Origin of the sequence: Paracoccus pantotrophus (genome assembly GCF_008824185.1) — a bacterium.
Taxonomy (GTDB): Bacteria; Pseudomonadota; Alphaproteobacteria; order Rhodobacterales; family Rhodobacteraceae; genus Paracoccus; species Paracoccus pantotrophus.
Genome location: NZ_CP044426.1, coordinates 2,196,194 through 2,214,471, shown reverse-complemented (window position 1 = coordinate 2,214,471; position 18,278 = coordinate 2,196,194). Strand labels below are relative to the sequence as shown.

Annotated in this window: 23 protein-coding genes; 10 read left to right on the top strand and 13 right to left on the bottom strand. The window is 68.1% G+C overall.

All coding sequences use genetic code 11. The annotated features are described in order from the left end of the window. Positions 1 to 41 precede the first annotated feature (41 nt). From rbfA to truB, 3 genes are read left to right on the top strand one after another with little or no spacing between them, the layout of a single operon-like run. The gene (rbfA, locus tag ESD82_RS21490) at positions 42 to 458 is read left to right on the top strand and encodes a 30S ribosome-binding factor RbfA (protein ID WP_024842789.1); all 417 of its coding nucleotides are present in this window, start codon (positions 42 to 44) and stop codon (positions 456 to 458) included. After that, positions 448 to 1,203, top strand: coding sequence for a phosphodiester glycosidase family protein (locus tag ESD82_RS21485; protein ID WP_147427429.1), 756 nt, complete (start codon positions 448 to 450; stop codon positions 1,201 to 1,203). The genes rbfA and ESD82_RS21485 overlap by 11 nt, the downstream gene beginning before the upstream one ends. A 1-nt stretch (position 1,204) precedes the next feature. Continuing rightward, entirely contained in the window at positions 1,205 to 2,101 is an 897-nt protein-coding gene (truB, locus tag ESD82_RS21480; protein WP_147427430.1) for a tRNA pseudouridine(55) synthase TruB, read from the top strand. On the opposite strand, the gene ESD82_RS21475 is transcribed toward truB, so the two are convergent. The 9 genes from ESD82_RS21475 to ESD82_RS21435 form a co-directional block, all read right to left on the bottom strand. Further along, positions 2,098 to 2,934, bottom strand: coding sequence for an isocitrate lyase/PEP mutase family protein (locus ESD82_RS21475; RefSeq protein ID WP_024842792.1), 837 nt, complete (start codon positions 2,932 to 2,934; stop codon positions 2,098 to 2,100). The genes truB and ESD82_RS21475 overlap by 4 nt on opposite strands. 86 nt (positions 2,935 to 3,020) lie before the next feature. Beyond that, positions 3,021 to 3,953 carry an MBL fold metallo-hydrolase gene (locus ESD82_RS21470; RefSeq protein ID WP_147427431.1) on the bottom strand — a complete coding sequence of 311 codons (933 nt, stop codon included), beginning with the start codon at positions 3,951 to 3,953 and terminating at the stop codon, positions 3,021 to 3,023. A 74-nt stretch (positions 3,954 to 4,027) separates the two neighbouring features. Next, positions 4,028 to 4,675, bottom strand: a complete 648-nt coding sequence (locus ESD82_RS21465) for an RluA family pseudouridine synthase (RefSeq protein WP_147427432.1) — start codon at positions 4,673 to 4,675, stop codon at positions 4,028 to 4,030. Beyond that, entirely contained in the window at positions 4,672 to 5,298 is a 627-nt protein-coding gene (locus ESD82_RS21460; protein WP_024842795.1) for a LysE family translocator, read from the bottom strand. Before ESD82_RS21460 ends, ESD82_RS21465 begins: the two co-directional genes overlap by 4 nt. A gap of 49 nt (positions 5,299 to 5,347) precedes the next feature. Further along, on the bottom strand, positions 5,348 to 5,743 hold the full coding sequence (locus ESD82_RS21455; protein ID WP_024842796.1) for a GFA family protein: 396 nt from the start codon (positions 5,741 to 5,743) through the stop codon (positions 5,348 to 5,350). Next, complete coding sequence (locus ESD82_RS21450; RefSeq protein WP_024842797.1) at positions 5,721 to 6,173, bottom strand: GAF domain-containing protein; 453 nt, start codon at positions 6,171 to 6,173, stop codon at positions 5,721 to 5,723. Before ESD82_RS21450 ends, ESD82_RS21455 begins: the two co-directional genes overlap by 23 nt. A 242-nt stretch (positions 6,174 to 6,415) precedes the next feature. Beyond that, complete coding sequence (locus ESD82_RS21445) at positions 6,416 to 7,237, bottom strand: NAD-dependent epimerase/dehydratase family protein (protein WP_147427433.1); 822 nt, start codon at positions 7,235 to 7,237, stop codon at positions 6,416 to 6,418. Continuing rightward, a complete protein-coding gene (locus ESD82_RS21440) occupies positions 7,234 to 8,088 on the bottom strand; it encodes a glycosyltransferase (protein ID WP_147427434.1) in 855 nt (284 codons plus the stop codon). Before ESD82_RS21440 ends, ESD82_RS21445 begins: the two co-directional genes overlap by 4 nt. Further along, positions 8,085 to 9,302 carry an NAD-dependent epimerase/dehydratase family protein gene (locus ESD82_RS21435; protein WP_024842800.1) on the bottom strand — a complete coding sequence of 406 codons (1,218 nt, stop codon included), beginning with the start codon at positions 9,300 to 9,302 and terminating at the stop codon, positions 8,085 to 8,087. Before ESD82_RS21435 ends, ESD82_RS21440 begins: the two co-directional genes overlap by 4 nt. Before the next feature lie 154 nt (positions 9,303 to 9,456). On the opposite strand from ESD82_RS21435, the gene ESD82_RS21430 reads away from it, so the two are divergent. From ESD82_RS21430 to ESD82_RS21405, 6 genes are all read left to right on the top strand, one after another. Further along, positions 9,457 to 9,903: an RrF2 family transcriptional regulator gene (locus ESD82_RS21430; protein WP_024842801.1), complete on the top strand. Its 447-nt coding sequence runs from the start codon at positions 9,457 to 9,459 to the stop codon at positions 9,901 to 9,903. Between the two features lie 152 nt (positions 9,904 to 10,055). Further along, complete coding sequence (locus tag ESD82_RS21425) at positions 10,056 to 10,904, top strand: shikimate dehydrogenase (protein ID WP_024842802.1); 849 nt, start codon at positions 10,056 to 10,058, stop codon at positions 10,902 to 10,904. Continuing rightward, entirely contained in the window at positions 10,901 to 11,497 is a 597-nt protein-coding gene (gene coaE / locus ESD82_RS21420) for a dephospho-CoA kinase (protein WP_024842803.1), read from the top strand. The genes ESD82_RS21425 and coaE overlap by 4 nt, the downstream gene beginning before the upstream one ends. Continuing rightward, positions 11,490 to 12,209 (top strand): DNA polymerase III subunit epsilon, encoded by a 720-nt coding sequence (gene dnaQ / locus ESD82_RS21415; RefSeq protein ID WP_147427435.1) that lies wholly within the window; start codon positions 11,490 to 11,492, stop codon positions 12,207 to 12,209. The genes coaE and dnaQ overlap by 8 nt, the downstream gene beginning before the upstream one ends. A gap of 79 nt (positions 12,210 to 12,288) precedes the next feature. After that, positions 12,289 to 13,167 (top strand): YihY/virulence factor BrkB family protein, encoded by an 879-nt coding sequence (locus ESD82_RS21410; protein WP_147427436.1) that lies wholly within the window; start codon positions 12,289 to 12,291, stop codon positions 13,165 to 13,167. 35 nt (positions 13,168 to 13,202) lie between these two features. After that, a complete protein-coding gene (locus ESD82_RS21405; RefSeq protein WP_147427437.1) occupies positions 13,203 to 13,595 on the top strand; it encodes a GFA family protein in 393 nt (130 codons plus the stop codon). A 157-nt stretch (positions 13,596 to 13,752) separates the two neighbouring features. Here ESD82_RS21405 and ESD82_RS21395 read toward each other — a convergent pair whose 3' ends face one another. From ESD82_RS21395 to ESD82_RS21385, 3 genes are read right to left on the bottom strand one after another with little or no spacing between them, the layout of a single operon-like run. Next, entirely contained in the window at positions 13,753 to 15,534 is a 1,782-nt protein-coding gene (locus tag ESD82_RS21395) for a sensor histidine kinase (RefSeq protein ID WP_147427438.1), read from the bottom strand. Between the two features lie 9 nt (positions 15,535 to 15,543). Then, the gene (locus ESD82_RS21390) at positions 15,544 to 16,137 is read right to left on the bottom strand and encodes an RNA polymerase sigma factor (RefSeq protein ID WP_024842808.1); all 594 of its coding nucleotides are present in this window, start codon (positions 16,135 to 16,137) and stop codon (positions 15,544 to 15,546) included. Positions 16,138 to 16,142: 5 nt separating this feature from the next. Then, complete coding sequence (locus ESD82_RS21385) at positions 16,143 to 16,289, bottom strand: NepR family anti-sigma factor (protein WP_019352327.1); 147 nt, start codon at positions 16,287 to 16,289, stop codon at positions 16,143 to 16,145. A 93-nt stretch (positions 16,290 to 16,382) separates the two neighbouring features. Here ESD82_RS21385 and ESD82_RS21380 point away from each other — a divergent pair, with 93 nt between their 5' ends. After that, positions 16,383 to 17,186 (top strand): response regulator, encoded by an 804-nt coding sequence (locus ESD82_RS21380; RefSeq protein ID WP_024842809.1) that lies wholly within the window; start codon positions 16,383 to 16,385, stop codon positions 17,184 to 17,186. A gap of 121 nt (positions 17,187 to 17,307) precedes the next feature. On the opposite strand, the gene ESD82_RS21375 is transcribed toward ESD82_RS21380, so the two are convergent. Then, positions 17,308 to 18,273, bottom strand: coding sequence for an NAD(P)H-dependent flavin oxidoreductase (locus ESD82_RS21375; protein WP_147427439.1), 966 nt, complete (start codon positions 18,271 to 18,273; stop codon positions 17,308 to 17,310). Between the last annotated feature and the right edge of the window lie 5 nt (positions 18,274 to 18,278).

The following is an 18,278-nucleotide window of genomic DNA, read 5'->3' as shown; positions in this document are numbered from 1 at the left end:
TCCCGTTGCGGCGCGGGCCGCGACCCCCTACATCTGCGCGCATGGCACAGAACCGCTTTCATTCCGGCACCGGCCCCTCGCAGCGCCAGCTTCGCGTGGGCGAGTTGATCCGCCGCACGCTTTCCGACGTCCTCCTGCGGGGGGATGTCCACGATCCCGACCTGAACCGGCATTCGATCACGGTCGGAGAGGTGCGGACCTCGCCCGACCTCAAGGTCGCGACCGCCTATGTGCTGCCCTTGGGCGGGCAGGGTGCAGAAGAGGCGCTGGCCGCGTTGCGCCGCAACGCGGGCGAGCTGCGCCACCTGGTCGCCAAGGCGATGACGCTGAAATACGCGCCGCAACTGCGCTTTGTCCTCGACGAGACCTTCGACCGCATGGACGACACCCGCCGCCTCTTGTCCGAGGACCGGGTGCGCCGCGACGTCGAATCGCATCCGGAAGACGATGAAGATTGACCTTAGGCGCCGGCTGGGGCTGGCCATCGGCGCATTGGTCGCCATGACCCTGCCCGCCATGGCCGGGATCTGCGAAAAGCGCGACTTCGACGGGCAGGGCTATGTGATCTGCACGCTGGATGCCGGGCAGGAGCCGGGGCTGCGGCTGTGGCTGAACGGCCCGGACGGCCGGGTCTTGGGCGATTTCACCGCCGTGCGCCGCATGCTGGCCGAGGGCGAGGTCCTGGGCTTTGCCATGAATGCCGGCATGTATCACCCGGATTTCACCCCGGTCGGGCTTTACGTCAGCGACGGCGTCAGCCAGCACGAGCTGGTGACGGCCGGCGGCGGCGGCAATTTCGGCATGCTGCCGAACGGCGTGTTCTGCACCGGCGGCGCCCGGCCCTATCAGGTGATCGAAAGCCGGGCCTTTGCCAGGGCCGCGCCGGAATGCCGGATCGCCACGCAATCGGGGCCGATGCTGGTGATCGACGGCGCGCTGCATCCGCGTTTCCTGGTGGACAGCGACAGCCGCTATATCAGGAACGGCGTCGGCGTCTCTCCGGACGGGCAGACGGCATGGTTCGCCATCTCGGACCGGGCGGTGACGTTCCACGAATTCGGCCGGCTGTTCCGCGACGGGCTGGGGGCGCGGGATGCGCTGTATTTCGACGGCTCGATTTCGCGGCTATACGCCCCAAGCCTGGGCCGCGCCGATTTCGGGCGGCGGCTGGGGCCGATCATCGGATATGTAGGACAGAACTAGAATGGCGCGAAAAAAGGGACGCGAGATCCACGGTTGGCTGATCGTGGACAAGCCGGCGGGCATCGGCTCGACCGATGTGGTCAGCAAGGTCCGCTGGGCGCTGGACGCGAAGAAGGCCGGCCATGCCGGGACGCTGGACCCGGACGCGACCGGCGTGCTGGCCGTGGCGCTGGGAGAGGCGACCAAGACCGTGCCGATCCTGGCCGAGGCGCTGAAAGCCTATGACTTCACGGTGAACTGGGGCGCCGAAACCACCACCGACGACGCTTCGGGCGCGGTGGTGAAGACCAGCGACGCGCGCCCGGACAAGGCGGCGATCCGCGCCGCGCTGCCGGAGTTCACCGGCGAGATCATGCAGGTTCCCCCCGCCGTCTCGGCCGTGCGCGTCGATGGCGCGCGGGCCTATGACCTCGCGCGCGAGGGCGAGGTGGTCGAGCTTGCCGCCCGGCCGCTCTGGGTGGACTCGCTGGAACTGCTGGGCAGGACGCAGGACAGCGCCGAGCTGCGCATGGTCTGCGGCAAGGGCGGCTATGTCCGCGCCATCGCCCGCGACCTGGGCCGCAAGCTGGGCTGCCTTGGCCATGTCGCGCAGCTGCGCCGCATCTGGTCGGGGCCGTTCGAGGCCGGGGACGGCTTTGCCTTCGACCGCATCGACCGCGCCAACCAGGCCGAGATCGAGGCGGCGCTGCTGCCCCTGCAGGCGGCGCTGGCCGACCTGCCCGAGATGCAGGCGACCGAGATGGGCGCCACCCGCATCCTGAACGGCAATCCCGGCCAGGTGCTGGGCCATGCCGAATTCGGCGAGGAGGTCTGGGTCAGCCGCAACGGCCGGGCGCTGTGCATCGGCCGCTACATGGGCGGAGAGGTGCAGCCCTCGCGGGTGTTCAACCTGGGCTAAACCTCCTCGCCGCCGGGCGCCATGATCCGGGCGACGGTTGCGCCGGGCAGGGCCTCGGCGGCATAGGTGAAGGTGCCGGCGGATCGGACCTCCTCGGCGGCGCGCATCAGCGCGCCGAGCGCCGCCCGCGCGAAAGAGCCGCCGACGCTGATCCGCCGCACCCCGGCCTGCACCAGCTCGGCCACCGACCAGGTCGGACCCGACAGCCCCATGACCACGTTGACGGGCTTGTCCAGCGCGGCGCAGACCGTGCGGATCGCCTGCAGGTCCGGCAGGCCCGGCGCATAAAGCACATCCGCCCCGGCTTCGGAAAAGGCTTGCAGCCGCCGGATCGTGTCATCCAGATCCGGCCGGCCCCAAAGGAAGTTCTCGGCCCGCGCGGTCAGCAGGAAGGGCAGGCCCTGCGCCGCCCCTGCCGCGGCCCGGATGCGCTCGACCGCCAGGGACAGGTCGTGGATCGGATCGGCGGCATCCCCCGTCGCATCCTCAATCGAGCCGCCGACCAGCCCCACCCGACAGGCCAGCCGGATGGTTTCGGCGCAGCTTTCCGGCGCTGCGCCGAAACCATCCTGCAGATCGGCCGAGACCGGCAGCTCGGTCGCGCCGACGATCTCGGCGGCATTGTCCAGGATCTCCTCGCGCCCGAGCCCGGCGATGGAATCCGGCTTGCCCTTGGAAAAGGCATAGCCGGCGCTGGTGGTCGCCAGCGCCTGGAACCCCAGGCTGGCCAGCAGCCGGGCCGAGCCCGCATCCCAGGGATTGGGCATGACGAAGGCGCCCTCCGCCTCGTGCAGCGCCTTCAGCGCCTCGAACTTCGCCTGTTGGTCCGGCATCGCGCCTCTCCTGCAAGGAACTCCCGCGCGACTCTAGCAGGCCGGAACAAATTGTGAACGATTTTCTCGGCCCCAGGCTTCGGCCCTCAGCCGAACTGATAGGTCGCCGGCACGAAGCGATACGACCCTTCGCCGTTCGGGGCGATGAAGCCGAGCGCCGGGAAGGGCATGTGATAGCCGATGAAGGGGATCTTCTCTTCGGCCAGCCGGGCCAGCACCGCCTGCCGGGTCGCCGCGCCCTGCTCCTTGTCCACGTCGAAGCGCACATGCCAGGCCGGGCGCTGCACCGAATAGACATAGTGGTTGAAGCTGTCGCCGGTGATCAGCAGCCGCTGCCCCTCGCTTTCCAGCAGATAGGTGGTGTGGCCGGGCGTGTGGCCATGCGCCTGCTCGGCCTGGATGCCGGGCAGGATTTCCTCGGTCCCCTCGATCTGCTGCGCCTGCTCCAGCAGCGGCACCACCTTGGCAGTATAGGCCTCGCTGGGATTGGCGGCCCAGTAATCGTTCTCGGGCCGGGGCAGGATCAGCTGGGCGTTGGGAAAGGCCGGGGTCTCGCCGTCCATCAGCCCGCCGATATGGTCGCCGTGCATATGGGTCAGCACGACATGGGTCACATCCTCGGGCGTCAGCCCGGCCTGCACCATCGAGGCGGCGTTGTTGGCCGGAACCATGCCGGTATCGAACAGCACCAGCGCATCGGGCGTGCGCACCAAGGTCAGGGTGAACGAACCGGCGCTGCGGTCGGCGGGGATGAAATTCTCGGCGCTGAGGCTTTCGAACTCGGCCGGGTCGGCATTGAGGCCGAAGGTCTCGATCGGATTGTCGCTCATGCCGCCGCCGCCCAGCAGCGTCGTCACCTCGAAACCGCCCAGCTGGATGGTATGGGCACGGCCCGGAAAGGCGGGCGCCTCGCCCGCGGGCTGGGCGGCGGTCTGCGCATGCGCCGGCAGCACCAGCGTCATGGGCAATGCGCCGCCGATGAGCATGGCTTGGCGGCGGCTGATATCGGTCCTGAACATCTCTCCCTCCTGCTTGGTTCTTTTGCAACCTTACGCGAGGAGGGCGGGTTCCGGCATGAAACCTGCGTGACCGCTCAGAACGGCGCCGGGGCGGTAAAGCCCTGCATGACCCCGGTTTCGGGATGCTTGAAGCGCAGGCTTTCGGCATGCAGCATCAGCCGGGGAAAATCCGCCGCCGCCCCGGTCGCATAAAGCGGATCGCCCAGGATCGGGTGGCCCAGCTCGGCCATATGCACGCGCAGCTGATGGCTGCGGCCGGTGACGGGCATCAGCCGCACCCGCGTCTCGGCATCGTTGGCCTTGACCACCCGCCAATCGGTCTGCGCCGGCCGGCCCTGTTCGTGATCGACCTTTTGCCGCGGCCGGTTCGGCCAGTCGACGATCAGCGGCAGGTCCACCGTGCCGGTCTTGGGCTCAAGCCGACCCCAGAGCCGCGCGACATAGGTCTTTTTCGTGCGCCGGTCCTCGAATTGCCGGGACAGGTGGCGCTGCGCATGCGGCGTCAGGGCAAAGACCATGACGCCCGAGGTATCCATGTCCAGCCGATGCACCAGCAGGATCGTCGGAAAGGCGCCCCGCAGCCGCTCGATCAGGCAATCGGCGCGGTCCTCGCCCCGGCCGGGGACCGAAAGCAGGCCGGCCGGCTTCTCGACCACCAGGATCTCGTGATCGGCATGGATCACCCGCGGCTGTTCGTCGGTGGGCTGGTAGAGAAAGCTCATTTCCAGACCAGCCGCAGCGCCAGGCCCGCGAACATCACCGCCGCGATGCGGTTCACGATGCCCAGCCGCTTGCCGATCACCTGGCCGGCCAGGCCGCCGACCACGCCATAGCCCATGGTGACCAGCGTGCCCGACAGGGTGAACATCAGCCCCAGCCCCAGGATCTGCTGCCAGACCGGGCCGTATTCCGGCTTGGTGAATTGCGGCAGGAAGGCCAGCAGAAACAGCACCGGCTTGGGATTGAGCAGGTTGGACAGCGCGCCGCGCCGGATGATGTTCCAGGGCCGGCTGGCGGCGCGGGCGCGGGGATCGACCTCGCCCGCGTTCCAGCTTTTCCAGGCCAGGAACAGCAGATAGGCGGCGCCGGCATATTTGATCGCGACCAGCGCGCCGGGATGGGCGGCGACCAGCGCGCCCAGGCCGACCGTCGCCATCGTCACATGGCAGATCACGCCCAGCCCGACGCCGAAGCCGGCCAGCGCACCCGCACGCGGCCCGTTCTGGATGCCGCAGGCGCTGGCGAAGAACACGTCCTGCCCCGGCGCCAGGTTCAGCACCAGGGCTCCGGCCATGAAGGCCAGAAGCTGTTGCAACGGAAAATTCGCCAGCGTGTCCCAGATCATCGCGCGCCCCCTTTTCCTGCCGCCTAGGCCGGGCGGCACGCGGCGTCAACTATTCGCGCGGATCCTGCGGCAGCCCGTCGGCAATATCGTAATAGTCGCCCTTGTCGGCGACGAAGATATGGCCCAGCAGGCGCAACCCGGTCGGGCTGTCGATGGCGCCGGCCGCCACGTCGATGATCTCGGACCCGTCGCGCTGCCAGAACAGCGAGCTGCCGCAGTCCGGGCAGAAGCCACGCCGGGCGATCTCCGAGGCGCGATACCATCTCGGCTGCCCCTGGATTTCCAGCGATTTCGGCAGGATCGCCGCCCAGTAATGCCCCGACCAGCGCCGGCACTGGCTGCAATGGCAGGCCTTCAGGTCGTTGCCGGCGTCATAGGTGCCGCGGAAGCGGATGGCGCCGCACAGGCAATGGCCGGTGAATTCAGTCGCGTCCGAATGTGTCATCCAGGATCTCCTGCAAGCGGTCTGCATCCTCTTGCGTGAAGGCGTCGGGCCGGTCGCTGTCGATGTCGAGCACGCCGATCAGCCGCCCGCCCTTGCCGATCACCGGGATCACCAGTTCCGAGCGGGTCGAGCTGGCACAGGCGATATGGCCCGGGAAAGCCTCGACATCCGGCACCAGCTGGGTCTGCCGCGTCCGCGCCGCCGCGCCGCAGACCCCGCGCGAGAAGGGAATCACCAGGCAGCCGTGGCCACCCTGGTAGGGGCCGATCTTCAGCAGTTCGGGCGCGGTGACGCGATAGAATCCGGTCCAGTCGAAACGCGCGTCCGAGTGGTGGATTTCGCAGGCCAGCGTCGCCATCAGCGCGACCTCGTCGGTCTCGCCATGGGTCAGGGCGCGGATGCGGGCGGCAAGGTCGTCGTAATCGGGCATGGCGCCAGACTAGCCGGGCGCGACGGGCCTGTCACGGGCCCATAGTGGTTGGGCATATGCACCAGCCGCCCCGGTATCGCCGGGCCGCCCAGCCCCGCCGGCATGGCGCCCTGGCAGGCCAGGATGATGCCGGCCATCACCGCAAAGACCGACCGGAACCACAGGACGCCCATGACAGGCCGCGCTTTTGCGCAAGGGCGCGTCCTGCCGCAACCGGCGGAACCGGATCGGGGAAGGTCTGCCTATGGCTGCAAGTCATCCAGGATCGCCGGCAGATCCCGGCGCAGCAGCGCCATGCCGCCCGGCTGCCAGCCCAGCGCCTGCAACCGCGCGCAGATCGGGCGGCGCAGCGCGGCGGCATCGGCGCGGGCGGGCAGGGGCGTCGTGCAGCCGGTCAGGCGGGAAACCTCGGCCAGCAACACGCGACGGTCCAGCACCAGGTCGCTGGCATTGTAGCTGCCGGCCATGGCCGCATCCTCCAGCACCAGCAACACGGCGCGGGCCAGGTCGGCGCCATGCAGCTCGGTCGCGACGCGCGGCGGCGGCGTGGTGCCGCGCAGGAAATCCCCGATCAGCCCGGCCCATTTCTGCGGCAGGCCCGGCCCATAGACCCCGGTCGGGCGCAGGCTGGCGGCCCGGAAATCCGGCGCGGCCATGGCGGCCAGCGCCGCCTCGGCCTCGGCCTTGACCTGGCCGTAAAGGCTGGTCGGGGCCGGGGAAAGCCCGTCGGGCAGCGCCATGCCCTGGGGATGGCCGTCATGGACAGCGCGCGAGGACAGGAAGACCACCCGCCCGACGCCCCGGTCCCGCGCCGCCCGGAACAGCAGCAGCGAGCCGTCCAGGTTGGCGCGGATGAAGCCCTGCGCATCCTCGCCCTCGCCGCCGCGATAGCGGCCGGGGACGTGCTGGAAGGCGGCGTGGACCAGCGCGTCGCAGCCGCCCAGGTCCGGGATATCGCCCAGGCGCCAGCCGGGCAGGGTGGCGACCTCATGTCCCGCCTGCACCGCGACGCGGTGGATCCAGCGCCCGACGAGCCCCGAGGCGCCGGTCAGCGCGATCCTCATGCCGCACCGGATGCGCTGCCGGGCGGGGGCGGCAGGTCGCGCGGATCGGGCACCGGCCCGTCGCCGGCATGGGCGCGCCACAGTTCGACCAGCGGGCGCAGGGCCTCGGCCTTGGCGTGATCCTGCCAGGGCTTTTCATATTGGTAATGCAGCACGCGGATGTCCTGCCAGCGCCACAGCTGGGGCAGGTTCAGCCAGACATATTGCAGCATGTTGTCAAAGACCGGCAGCCCGTGCCAGTTCGGGAAATGGCTTTCCAGAAAGGTCTGGTCGGTGCGGCGCCAGAACCGGCCGGGCTGGTCCAGCCGGGCCAGCATGACCTCGAATGTCGCCGCCGAGGGCCGGGCGGTAAAGACGCCCGAGTTCAGCCGGTGGAAATCGGCCAGGCTTTCATAGACGTTCGGTGCGGCGGAAAATTCCGGGTAGTCGAACAGCCGGTCGATATTCTGCAGCACGATGGCATCGGCGTCGATGAACACCACGCGGTCGTAATCCAGCTGCCACAGCCGCAGCTTGGCGAAATTGTCCAAGGGCGTGTGGAAGGGCGGCTTTTCGCCCTTGGTGAAGGGCGCGGCGCCGTGCAGCCGGTCGCGGGCGTGCAGGGCGTTGAACCCGTCCGATGTGGGCAGCAGGTCCACCCGCACCGGGCGCACGCCCAGCGCCCGCAGCCCCTCGACCGCGTCGGGGGGCAGGTCGGTGTAAAGCAGGACCAGGTCGGCAGTCGTGCCGGTCCGGCGCAGCGACCGGAACAGCGCCGCCGCCCCGGTCGCATAGTCGCGATTGGTCGCCAAGGTGACAAAGGCGCGGTCGGACCGCGCCTTGCCTGTCGGGTGGATGCCTTCCGCGGTCACGATACCGAACGCAGCCTCTTGCCTTCGGGATCATGCTCGATCCGCTGGGCGATGTCGCGGGTCCAGGCCGAAACGGCGGGCACGCGCGAGCGGTCGATGCGATGGGCATATCTGCGCGCCACGTCCACCACCTCGGACAGAAGCCCCTCGGCCAGGGTGATCGGCTTGAGGCCCAGGGCGAGGAACTGGTCGTTCCTGACCACCAGCTCGTTCTCGTCGGCCTCTTTCCGCGGATTGGGCAGATAGGCGACCTCGGCCCCGGTCATGCGCGCGACCAGCTCGGCCAGGTCGCGGACGCGATGCGTCTCGGTCATCTGGTTGAAGATGCGCACCCGCTCGCCCGATTGCGGCGCGTCTTGCAGCGCCAGCGCGATGCAGCGCACCGAATCCTGGATGTGGATGAAGGCGCGGGTCTGGCCGCCGGTGCCATGCACGGTCAGCGGATAGCCGATGGCGGCCTGGATCAGGAAACGGTTCAGCACCGTGCCATAGTCGCCGTCGTAGTCGAAGCGGTTGATGAGCTGCTCGTGCCGCCGGGTCTGGTCGGTATGGGTGCCCCAGACGATGCCCTGGTGCAGGTCGGTGATGCGCAGCCCGTCGTTCTGGGCATAGAACTGGAACAGGATCTGATCGAGGCTCTTGGTCATGTGATAGACCGAGCCGGGTCGGGTCGGATACAGGATCTGCTGCGCGCGCGGGCCGGCGGGCGTGTCGATGGACACGTCCAGATAGCCCTCGGGGATCGGGGCACCGATGGTGGAATAGCCATAGACCCCCATGGTGCCCAGATGCACCAGATGCGCGTCGATGCCGGTTTCCACCAGCGCCGCCAGCAGGTTATGCGTCGCGTTGATGTTGTTGTTGACCGTATAGACCTTGTGGCGGTCGGTCTTCATCGAATAGGGCGCGGCACGCTGCTCGGCGAAATGGATCACTGCGTCGGGGCGATGCTCGGCCAGCCAGGCCTTCAGCCGCTCGTATTCCGTGGCCAGGTTCAGCAGGTGGAAATGGATCCGCCGCCCGGTCTGCTGGTGCCAGATCCGGCAGCGTTCCTGGATCGAATCCATCGGCGTCAGCGACTGCACGCCCAGTTCGGTGTCGATCCAGCGCCGCGACAGGTTGTCCAGGATATGAATGTCATGGCCCAGGTTGGACAGGTGCAGGGCGGTCGGCCAGCCGACGAACCCGTCGCCGCCAAGAACTGCGATGCGCATGAGCTACTCCTTGATGTTGCCCCGCAGAAATGCGCGGTCAATGTGACAAAACGATGGCGTTTTGGCGATGGTTCCTGAACAGAAGGCGCGGTGCCCTGCGATTTCTTGCCGAAATCGTTGCATGACGGCACGGCGAACACTAAGGATTCCCTTTATGATCTCGCAGAAGACGAAATATGCCATCAAGGCGCTGATGGCCCTGGCAGACGAGGTCGCCGCCGGCGGCAATGCCCTGACGATCGAGGAGATCGCGCAGCGGTCCGGCGCGCCCAAGCGTTTTCTGGAGCATATCATGCTGGAGCTGCGCAACGCCGGCTATGTCGGCTCGCGCCGCGGCCGGGCGGGCGGCTATGTGCTGATCAAGCGGCCCAACGAGATTTCCATCGGCGAATTGCTGCGCCAGGTGGACGGGCCCATCGCGCCGCTGCCCTGCCTGTCGCGCCGCTCCTATCAACGCTGCGAGGATTGCACGGACGAGGCCACCTGCCGGCTGCGCCGCATGTTCGGCCAGGTGTTCTGGTCCTATCTGCTGCTGATCGAGTCGCTGACGCTGGAGGATCTGGTGGCCGAGGGCGGCCTGCCCGAGATGAGCGTGGTCTGAACCCGGCCCACGGGGGTTGCATTCTTGCCATGGCCCAGGTCGCGAAGGGCGATACGGCTTGACCCCAGGGCAGCCCGATAGCAGTTGTGACGCGACATTCGATCCATCCCGATGCCGGGGCGATGCCCCTGAGAAAGCACCGCAGGTCTGCCATGGTTGACAGTACGCCCGCCCCCAAGCACGCGCCCCTTGCCGCGGTCATCGGCTGGCCCATTGCCCATTCCCGCTCGCCCCGGCTGCACGGGCACTGGCTGAAACGCTATGGCATCGCCGGGCATTACGTGCCGCTGCCGGTGATGCCCGAACATCTGGCCGAGGTGCTGCGCGCCATGCCACACATGGGTTTCGTCGGCGCCAATGTCACCATCCCGCACAAGGAAAGCGTGCTGGCCTTGGCCGATGTCGTCACCGACCGCGCCGCGCTGATCGGGGCGGCGAACACGCTGATCTTCCGCGCCGACGGCAAGATCCATGCCGACAATACCGACGGCTACGGCTTCATCGCCAATATCCGCCAGCACGCGCCGGACTGGATCCCCGGCCTGGGCCCCGCCGCAGTGATCGGCGCGGGCGGCGCGGCGCGGGCCGTGGTCGCCTCGCTCTTGGAAAGCGGGGTGCCCGAGCTGCGTATCGCCAACCGCACCCGCATCCGGGCCGAACAGATCCGGTCCGAGTTCGGCGCCAAGGTCGTGGTCTATGACTGGGCGCAGGCCGGCAACATGCTGGAAGGCGCGATGACCGTGGTCAACGCCACCTCGATGGGCATGCAGGGCAAGCCGCCGCTGCGGGTGCCGCTGGACGCGCTGGCGCCGGGCACGCTGGTCACGGACCTGGTCTATACGCCGCTGATGACCCCCTTCCTGACCGAGGCCCAGGCGCGCGGCTGCGAAATCGTGGACGGGCTGGGCATGCTCTTGCACCAGGCCACGCCCGGCTTCGAGCGCTGGTTCGGCCAGCGCCCCGAGGTCGATGACGAATTGCGCCGGATCGTGCTGGCATGACCTACCGGCTGGGCCTGACCGGCGGCATCGGCATGGGGAAATCCACCGCCGCGCAGATGTTCCGCGACCTGGGCCATCCGGTCTGGGACGCGGATGCGGCCGTGCATCGGCTTTACGCGCCCGGCGGCGCGGCCGTCGCGCCGGTGGCCGCCGCCTTTCCCGGCGTGCTGCGGGATGGCGGCATCGACCGCGCCGCGCTGCGCGAGGCGCTGGCCACCGACCCCTCGGGCTTTGCCCGGCTGGAGGCCATCGTGCATCCGCTGGTGGCCGAGGACCGCGCCGGCTTCATCGCCGCGCACCAGGACGCGCCCATCGTGGTGCTGGACATCCCGCTGCTGTTCGAGGGCGGGTCCGAGCGCCAGATGGACGGGGTGGCGGTGGTCTCGGCCCCGCCCGAGGTGCAGCGGGCGCGGGTGCTGGCCCGCCCCGGCATGACCGAGGCGGATTTCCAGATGATCCTGTCGCGGCAGATGCCGGATGCGGAAAAGCGCAGGCGGGCGGATTTCCTGATCCCCTCGGACACGCTGGACGGCGCGCGCGCGGCCATCGTGGACATCTGCGCCCGGATCATGGCAGAACGGCCCCATGCGTGAGATCGTTCTCGATACCGAAACCACGGGCTTCGACCCCGATACCGGCGACCGCATCGTCGAGATCGGCGCGGTCGAGCTGATGAACCACCTGCCCACCGGACGCACCTTCCACGTCTATATCAACCCCGAGCGCCCGATGCCGCAGGAGGCCTTCGAGGTGCACGGACTGGGCGACGATTTCCTGCGCGACAAGCCGAAATTCGCCGAGATCGCGGCGGATTTCGTTGCCTTCATCGGCGAGGACACCCGGCTGGTGATCCACAATGCCGGCTTCGACATGAAATTCCTGAACGCCGAGCTGCGGCTTTGCGGCTATCCGGTCATGCCCTTCAGCCGGGCGGTCGATACGCTGGAACTGGCGCGCAGCCAGTTTCCCGGCGCGCAGAACTCGCTTGATGCGCTGTGCCGGCGCTTCCGCATCGACAATTCGGACCGCACGCTGCATGGCGCACTGCTGGACAGCGAGCTTTTGGCCGAGGTCTATCTGGCGCTGCGCGGCGGCCGTCAGCCGGGGCTGGTGCTGGAGACCGGGCCTCTGCACGGCGGCTCGGGCGCCGGGGCGCGGATGGAGGGTGGCGCCGCCCCACGGGGGCAAAGGCCGCGCCCGCTTGCCCCCCGCATCACCGAGGCCGAGGCCGAGGCCCATGCCGCCTTCGTCGCGAAACTGGGCGAAAAGGCGGTCTGGCTGCGCTATGGGGACGGGAAGCACTAGAAGGGCCGGAACCTTGCCCGCGGGGAAGCGGGTTTCCTCCGCAGGGCCGGCAACCGAAACGGAAAAAAGGACGGGAACCTTGATCAGGGATTGGTGGCAGTTCGTCCTGGCGATCTTTGAGCGGATGGACAAGATCCACATGAGCCTGATCGCCGCCGGCGTGGCCTTCTATGCCATGTTCGCGGTGTTTCCCGGAATGGCGGCGCTGTTTGCGCTGTGGGGGCTGTGGAACGACCCCGAGGTGATCGAGCAATACATCCACACCACCGACGGCTTCATCCCGCAAAGCGCCGCCGACATCATCTATGGCCAGATCAGCGCGCTGGTGGCGGCCGGGCGCACGCAGCTGGGCTGGACCACGGCGATTTCCTTCATCATCGCCACCGTCTCGGCGCGGGCCGGGGTGGACGGGCTGATCCGCGGCCTGAACGCGGCCTATGGCGTGCGCTCGCATTCCACGGTGATGGGCTTCCTGCTGGCCTATGTGCTGACGCTGGTCATCGTGCTGGTGATCGCCCTGGGGCTGGCCACGATCATCGTGGTACCCATCGCCTTCAACTTCCTGCCCGACGTGCCCTTGCGCAACTGGCTGATCGGCGCGCTGCCCTGGATGGCGATCTTTTTCATCGTGCTGGTGGTGATCGGCATCCTGTATCGCTATGGGCCGAACGTGAAGACGCCGCGCACGGCGATCTTCACCTGGGGCTCGGTCTTCGCGGCACTGGCCTGGGCGGCGGCCTCCTATGGGTTCTCGGCCTATCTGGCCAGCTTCAACAGCTACAACCGCATCTATGGCTCGATCGGCGCGGTGATCGCGCTGCTGATGTGGTTCTACCTGGGCGGGTTTACGGTGATGCTGGGGGCGCTGATCAACGTGGAACTGTCCCGCCGTCGCCGCTTCATCGCCGCCAAGAAGCTGCGGCAGGCGGCGCGGAAGGACGCGGGCAAGGCATCGTGAACGGCTTGCCCGCTCGAACTTGAAGGAGACGCAGCATGGAGCGATTCACCGGTGGTTGCCTGTGCGGCAAGGTTCGAATCGTTGCATCCGGGCGCCCCTGGCGGGTCGGCCTGTGCCATTGTCTCGACTGCCGCAAGCATCACGGGGCGCTGTTTCACGCCTCGGCAGTGTTTCCCCGCGACGCGGTGACGATCGAGGGCGAAACCCGCGATTACGCCGGGCGGCTCTTCTGCCCCCGCTGCGGCTCGTCCGTCCTTGCGCGCAGCGCGGATGAGATCGAGGTGAATCTGGGCTCGCTCGATGCCCCGAATCAGCTGGCGCCGACCTATGAGCTATGGACCATCCGCCGCGAATCCTGGTTGCCGCCGTTTCCGCTTGCAAGGCGATACGAGCGGGACCGGGTCGCCACGGGCCGCTTCGAGGAATAAGGGGGCAGCGGCAGGTTTCGCCCATCATCCGCAGCGCAAGCCCCGCCAGAACCGTTCCCATCAGCCAGCGCCGGACGACCATCCAAAGCGGCGCCCGGTCAGGAAGACCGCGATGCTGCCCTGGCCGGGCAGGAATCGCCACAGACCCCTTGCCTAGCTAGTGCCGCGACCCCGGCCGGGCGGCCGAGGTCAGCACCACCTGCGGCATCTCGGCGCCATCGCGCTTGTGCAGGTTCTCGACCCGGAAGCGCAGCCGCAGCAGGAACCGGCCGTCGCCCGTCTCCTGCTCGGCCTCGCCTTCCAGCTGGGTGGCGAAGGCCTCGATCAGCTGGCTGCCAAGGCCGGTGCCCTCGGCCAGGCTGCTGGCGCCGATCGAGTTCTCGACCTCCAGCACCGCATGGCCCGGCCCGTCCGCCCGCAGCGAGACCCGCACCCAGGGCTCGGCCTCGGGGTTGGAAACGCCGGAATATTTCAGCGCATTGGTGAAGGCCTCGGTCGCCAGCAGGCTCAGCGGTACCGCCTGGTCGGGCATCAGCACCAGCGGCTCCAGCCGGGTGTCGATGCGCAGCCCGGTGCCGGGGCCGACCGAGGCATTGGTCATCTGGTTGATGATGTCGCGGATCAGCCGATCGGCCTGGACCGAATCCAGATGCTCGGCCTGGTAGAGGTTGCGATAGATCGTCGCCAGCGACGCCACCCGGTCCTGGACCGAGCGCAGCACGCGGCGCGCATCGTCATGCTCGATCACCCGGATCTGCATGTTGATGATCGAGGCGATCAATTGCAGGTTGTTCTTGACCCGGTGATGCACCTCTTTCAACAGCACGGTCTTTTCGTTGACCGCGGCCTCCATCGCCTCTTCGTCGCGGATCAGGATGCGGGCCATGTTGTGGAAGGTCTGGCTCATGTCCTCAATCTCGGCCGGCGCGTCGGCCAGCACCGGCGGGGGCGCGGAACGGTCGCCGATGGCAAAGCGACGCATCTGGCTGCGCAATTCGCGGATATGGCGCAGCACCAGGCGATAGACGGCGAAATAGGCCACGGCCAGCGAGGCGGCCCACAGGATCAGCGGCAGGATCAGCGCCGTGCGCCGGGTGATGTCGATGCCGGTGATGCCGGATTCGGCGCGGTTCCACGACCCCAGCGCATAGACCAGGCCCGGCACCACCGGCACGACGCTGAACACCCGCCGCTCGCCCGAGTTGGAAATGTCGCGGAAGGTGGTCTCGCTGCGCGACAGGAGCGAGGGCAGCGACTTGCCGCGCGGCAGCACCTCGGTGATGTCGCCGGCGCCCTCGCGGTCCGAGGAGATCACCTCGCCCTGGTTGTTGAAGGTCAGGATGCGCGCGCCCTCGGTCCCCAGGCCCGAGACATGGGTCGAGCGCAGCAGGTCATGCGACATCGAGACGGCGATGAAGCCCAGCAACTCGACCCCGCGGTAAAGCGGCTGGATCACCACCACCACCGACTTGCCGGTGACCGGCCCGTCCTCGCTGGTCGTGACCAGCGTGCCGGGGCTTTCGCTGAACTGGCGAAAGGCGGATTCGCCGGAAAGGTCGTGCACGCCGCGCACCGAGGAGCATTCCGTCACCCCGTCCAGCCGGGTGAAGCCGGCATAGACGAAGTTCACCGTGCGCTGCACCAGCCCGCGCATGATGTCGGAACAGGCCTGCGGCCGGTCCATGGTCTCCAGCACCGCCGGGCCCAGCGCATCGGCGGTGCCGAGCGCACTTTGCAACAGCGCCCTTTCCCCGGCAGCGGCGGTGGCGGTGCGGCCCAGCAGCGCGATTTCCGAGGATCGCTGGTATTCGCGCGACAGGTGCAGCGTCTGGATGACCGAGATCAGCCCGATGGGCAGGATCGCCACCGACAACAGGCCACCCAGCCGAAAGCCGAGGCCCTTGGTGAATTCCAGCCTGTCCAGGATGCGCCGCAGCACGACGCCATCTCAGCGCAGGATCGGGGTGTTCTGCGCCATCACCGCCAGCGTGGCACGGTCGGTCATCTCCAGTTCCTCGCCCTCTTCCAGGTGCAGAAGCTCGGCCAGCTTGCGCCGGCCGCGATTGGCACGCGACTTGACGGTGCCCACGGCAACACCGGTCATCGCCGCCGCTTCCTCATAGGAAAAGCCCGAAGCGCCGACAAGGATCAGCGCCTCGCGCTGCTCGTCGGGCAATTGCTCGAAGGCGGTGCGGAAATCGTTCAGCGCCAGCCGGCCGTCATGTTCCGGCCGCGCGGCCTGGCGGGCGGCGTGGAGACCGTCGGTATCGCTGATCTCGCGCCGGGTCTTGCGGCGGGCGGAATAGAAGGTGTTGCGCAGGATGGTGAACAGCCAGGCGCGCAGGTTGGTGCCGGGCTGGAACTTGTCGATATGGGTCCAGGCCTTGACGATGGTGTCCTGCACCAGATCGTCGGCCGAGGCCCCCTCGCGCGTGAGCGACAAAGCGAAGGCGCGCAGCGCCGGCAGGTGATCGACCAGTTCGTCCCGCGGATCGCCGTGGTCCTGGGGGCGGGCCGTCCGCGCCGGTTTCCGATCGGTCATCCGGTTCACTCCTGCTCGCGCAATTTGTCGAGCAACTGCAGGAACCTGTCGGGGATCTGCTGGGTCGCATCCTGCTCATAGACGCGGCGCAGATTCTCGTCGATCTGCTTTTCTATGGCTGCTCGCCTGCGTTCCTCACGCCTGGTATTCATTTTTTAGTTATTCCCGGTAATCTTGTGCGCACCTTGCCCAACCGTTACCTATCCGATCAGGTTCCGACACACGACGCATTTTTCGAGGTAGCCATGACCGCAGCGGATCTTGCCCAGTCCATCAGCCGGGAACTGCCCTATCTGCGTCGCTATGCGCGCGCGCTGACCGGCAGCCAGACCGCCGGCGACAATTACGCCGCCGCCACGCTGGAGGCGATCCTGACCGATCGCAGCCTGATGGATGGCGAGGACACCCGCCTCGGGCTGTTCCGCACCTTCCACGCCATCTGGCAAAGCTCGGGCCAGCCGGTCGAGCTGGGGGCGCAGAGCCCGCGCGAGGCCCGTGCCCAGGCGCATATGCGCGGCCTGACGCCCAATTCGCGCGAGGCGCTGCTTTTGCGCACCATCGAGGAATTGCGCTACGACCAGATCGCGCAGGTCATGCAATGCCCGCAGGCCGAGGCCGAGGAGCTGGTGCAGATCGCGCTGAACGAGATGGGGCAGGCGCTGACCGGCAAGGTCATGGTGATCGAGGACGAGACCATCATCGCCATGGACCTGAAGGGCATCGTGCAGGCCATGGGCCACGAGGTCACCGGCATCGCCCGCACCCATGCCGCCGCCGTCGACCTGGCGCATCAAAGCCGTCCGGACCTGATCCTGGCCGACATCCAGCTGGCCGACGGCTCGTCCGGGATCGAGGCGGTGAACGAGCTTCTTGCCAGCATGGGCGACATCCCGGTGATCTTCATCACCGCCTTCCCCGAGCGGCTGCTGACCGGCGACCGGCCGGAACCGGCCTTCCTGATTTCCAAGCCCTATTCCGAGGAGCAGGTGCGCTCGGCGGTCAGCCAGGCGATGTTCTTTGCCTCGACCGAGGGGCTGGCGGTGTCCTGACGCACCGCCGCCGCGCCGGGTGGCGCGCTGGAAAGGAGTGTTTGGGAAACGGTGAAAGGCGCGGACCCTGGCGCCCCGCCGCGCCGTTGCATGGGTATTTGGGGAACGAAGAAGCCGGGGGTCAGGCGCAGAGGGCGGCGCGGGCCTCGGCATGTTCGCGGGCCAGGCGGTCGATCAGCCGGGCGGCGGGGAGGATTTCACGCACCGCGCCGATGCCCTGGCCCGAGCCCCAGACCTGGCTCCAGGCCTTGGGCCGCGACGAGGCCTCGGCGAAGTTCATGTCCGACACATCGCCACGCTCCAGCCTGGCCGGGTCGAGCCCGGCGGCGCGGATCGAGGGCGCGAGGTAATTCCCCGACACCCCGGTAAAGAGCGAGGAGGTGACGACGTCCTCGGCCCCGCAATCCACGATCATGCGCTTGTATTCGGGCTGGGCATTGGCTTCCTCGGTGGCGATGAAGGGGCTGCCGACATAGGCCAGGTCCGCACCCATGGCCTGCGCCGCCAGCACCGCGCGGCCGGTGGCGATGGCGCCCGACAGCAGCAGCGGGCCGTCGAACCATTCGCGGATCTCCTGCACCAGCGCAAAGGGCGATTGCGGCCCGGCATGGCCGCCGGCACCCGCCGCCACGGCGATGAGCCCGTCGGCGCCCTTTTCGATGGCCTTGCGGGCGAAGCGGTTGTTGATGACGTCATGCAGCGCGATGCCGCCGCAATCATGCGCGGCCGCGTTCACCTCGGGGCGGGCGCCCAGGCTGGTGATCCAGATCGGCACGCGATGCTTGTGGCAGATCTCGATATCGCGCTGGAGGCGTGCATTCGAGCGATGCACGATCTGGTTCACCGCGAAGGGCGCCGCGGGATGGTCGGGATTGGCCTGGTTGTGGCGGTCCAGTTCCTCTTGGATCCGGGTCAGCCAGGCGTCGAGCAGCGGGGCCTCGCCGTCCTTTTCGCGGGCGTTGAGCGCCGGGAAGCTGCCGACGATCCCGGCCTTGCATTGCGCGATCACCAGTTCGGGCCCCGAGACGATGAACATGGGCGAGGCGACGACGGGGATGCGCAGATGCGACAGGATCGGGGGCAGCATGGGGT

What these genes read in the sequence shown, in the direction of transcription:
- rbfA (WP_024842789.1), top strand. Translation starts at nt 42, where the DNA reads ATGGCACAGAACCGCTTTCATTCCGGCACCGGCCCCTCGCAGCGCCAG.
- ESD82_RS21485 (WP_147427429.1), top strand. Translation starts at nt 448, where the DNA reads ATGAAGATTGACCTTAGGCGCCGGCTGGGGCTGGCCATCGGCGCATTG.
- truB (WP_147427430.1), top strand. Translation starts at nt 1,205, where the DNA reads ATGGCGCGAAAAAAGGGACGCGAGATCCACGGTTGGCTGATCGTGGAC.
- ESD82_RS21475 (WP_024842792.1), bottom strand. Translation starts at nt 2,934, where the DNA reads ATGCCGGACCAACAGGCGAAGTTCGAGGCGCTGAAGGCGCTGCACGAG.
- ESD82_RS21470 (WP_147427431.1), bottom strand. Translation starts at nt 3,953, where the DNA reads ATGTTCAGGACCGATATCAGCCGCCGCCAAGCCATGCTCATCGGCGGC.
- ESD82_RS21465 (WP_147427432.1), bottom strand. Translation starts at nt 4,675, where the DNA reads ATGAGCTTTCTCTACCAGCCCACCGACGAACAGCCGCGGGTGATCCAT.
- ESD82_RS21460 (WP_024842795.1), bottom strand. Translation starts at nt 5,298, where the DNA reads ATGATCTGGGACACGCTGGCGAATTTTCCGTTGCAACAGCTTCTGGCC.
- ESD82_RS21455 (WP_024842796.1), bottom strand. Translation starts at nt 5,743, where the DNA reads ATGACACATTCGGACGCGACTGAATTCACCGGCCATTGCCTGTGCGGC.
- ESD82_RS21450 (WP_024842797.1), bottom strand. Translation starts at nt 6,173, where the DNA reads ATGCCCGATTACGACGACCTTGCCGCCCGCATCCGCGCCCTGACCCAT.
- ESD82_RS21445 (WP_147427433.1), bottom strand. Translation starts at nt 7,237, where the DNA reads ATGAGGATCGCGCTGACCGGCGCCTCGGGGCTCGTCGGGCGCTGGATC.
- ESD82_RS21435 (WP_024842800.1), bottom strand. Translation starts at nt 9,302, where the DNA reads ATGCGCATCGCAGTTCTTGGCGGCGACGGGTTCGTCGGCTGGCCGACC.
- ESD82_RS21430 (WP_024842801.1), top strand. Translation starts at nt 9,457, where the DNA reads ATGATCTCGCAGAAGACGAAATATGCCATCAAGGCGCTGATGGCCCTG.
- ESD82_RS21425 (WP_024842802.1), top strand. Translation starts at nt 10,056, where the DNA reads ATGGTTGACAGTACGCCCGCCCCCAAGCACGCGCCCCTTGCCGCGGTC.
- coaE (WP_024842803.1), top strand. Translation starts at nt 10,901, where the DNA reads ATGACCTACCGGCTGGGCCTGACCGGCGGCATCGGCATGGGGAAATCC.
- dnaQ (WP_147427435.1), top strand. Translation starts at nt 11,490, where the DNA reads ATGCGTGAGATCGTTCTCGATACCGAAACCACGGGCTTCGACCCCGAT.
- ESD82_RS21405 (WP_147427437.1), top strand. Translation starts at nt 13,203, where the DNA reads ATGGAGCGATTCACCGGTGGTTGCCTGTGCGGCAAGGTTCGAATCGTT.
- ESD82_RS21390 (WP_024842808.1), bottom strand. Translation starts at nt 16,137, where the DNA reads ATGACCGATCGGAAACCGGCGCGGACGGCCCGCCCCCAGGACCACGGC.
- ESD82_RS21385 (WP_019352327.1), bottom strand. Translation starts at nt 16,289, where the DNA reads ATGAATACCAGGCGTGAGGAACGCAGGCGAGCAGCCATAGAAAAGCAG.
- ESD82_RS21380 (WP_024842809.1), top strand. Translation starts at nt 16,383, where the DNA reads ATGACCGCAGCGGATCTTGCCCAGTCCATCAGCCGGGAACTGCCCTAT.
- ESD82_RS21375 (WP_147427439.1), bottom strand. Translation starts at nt 18,273, where the DNA reads ATGCTGCCCCCGATCCTGTCGCATCTGCGCATCCCCGTCGTCGCCTCG.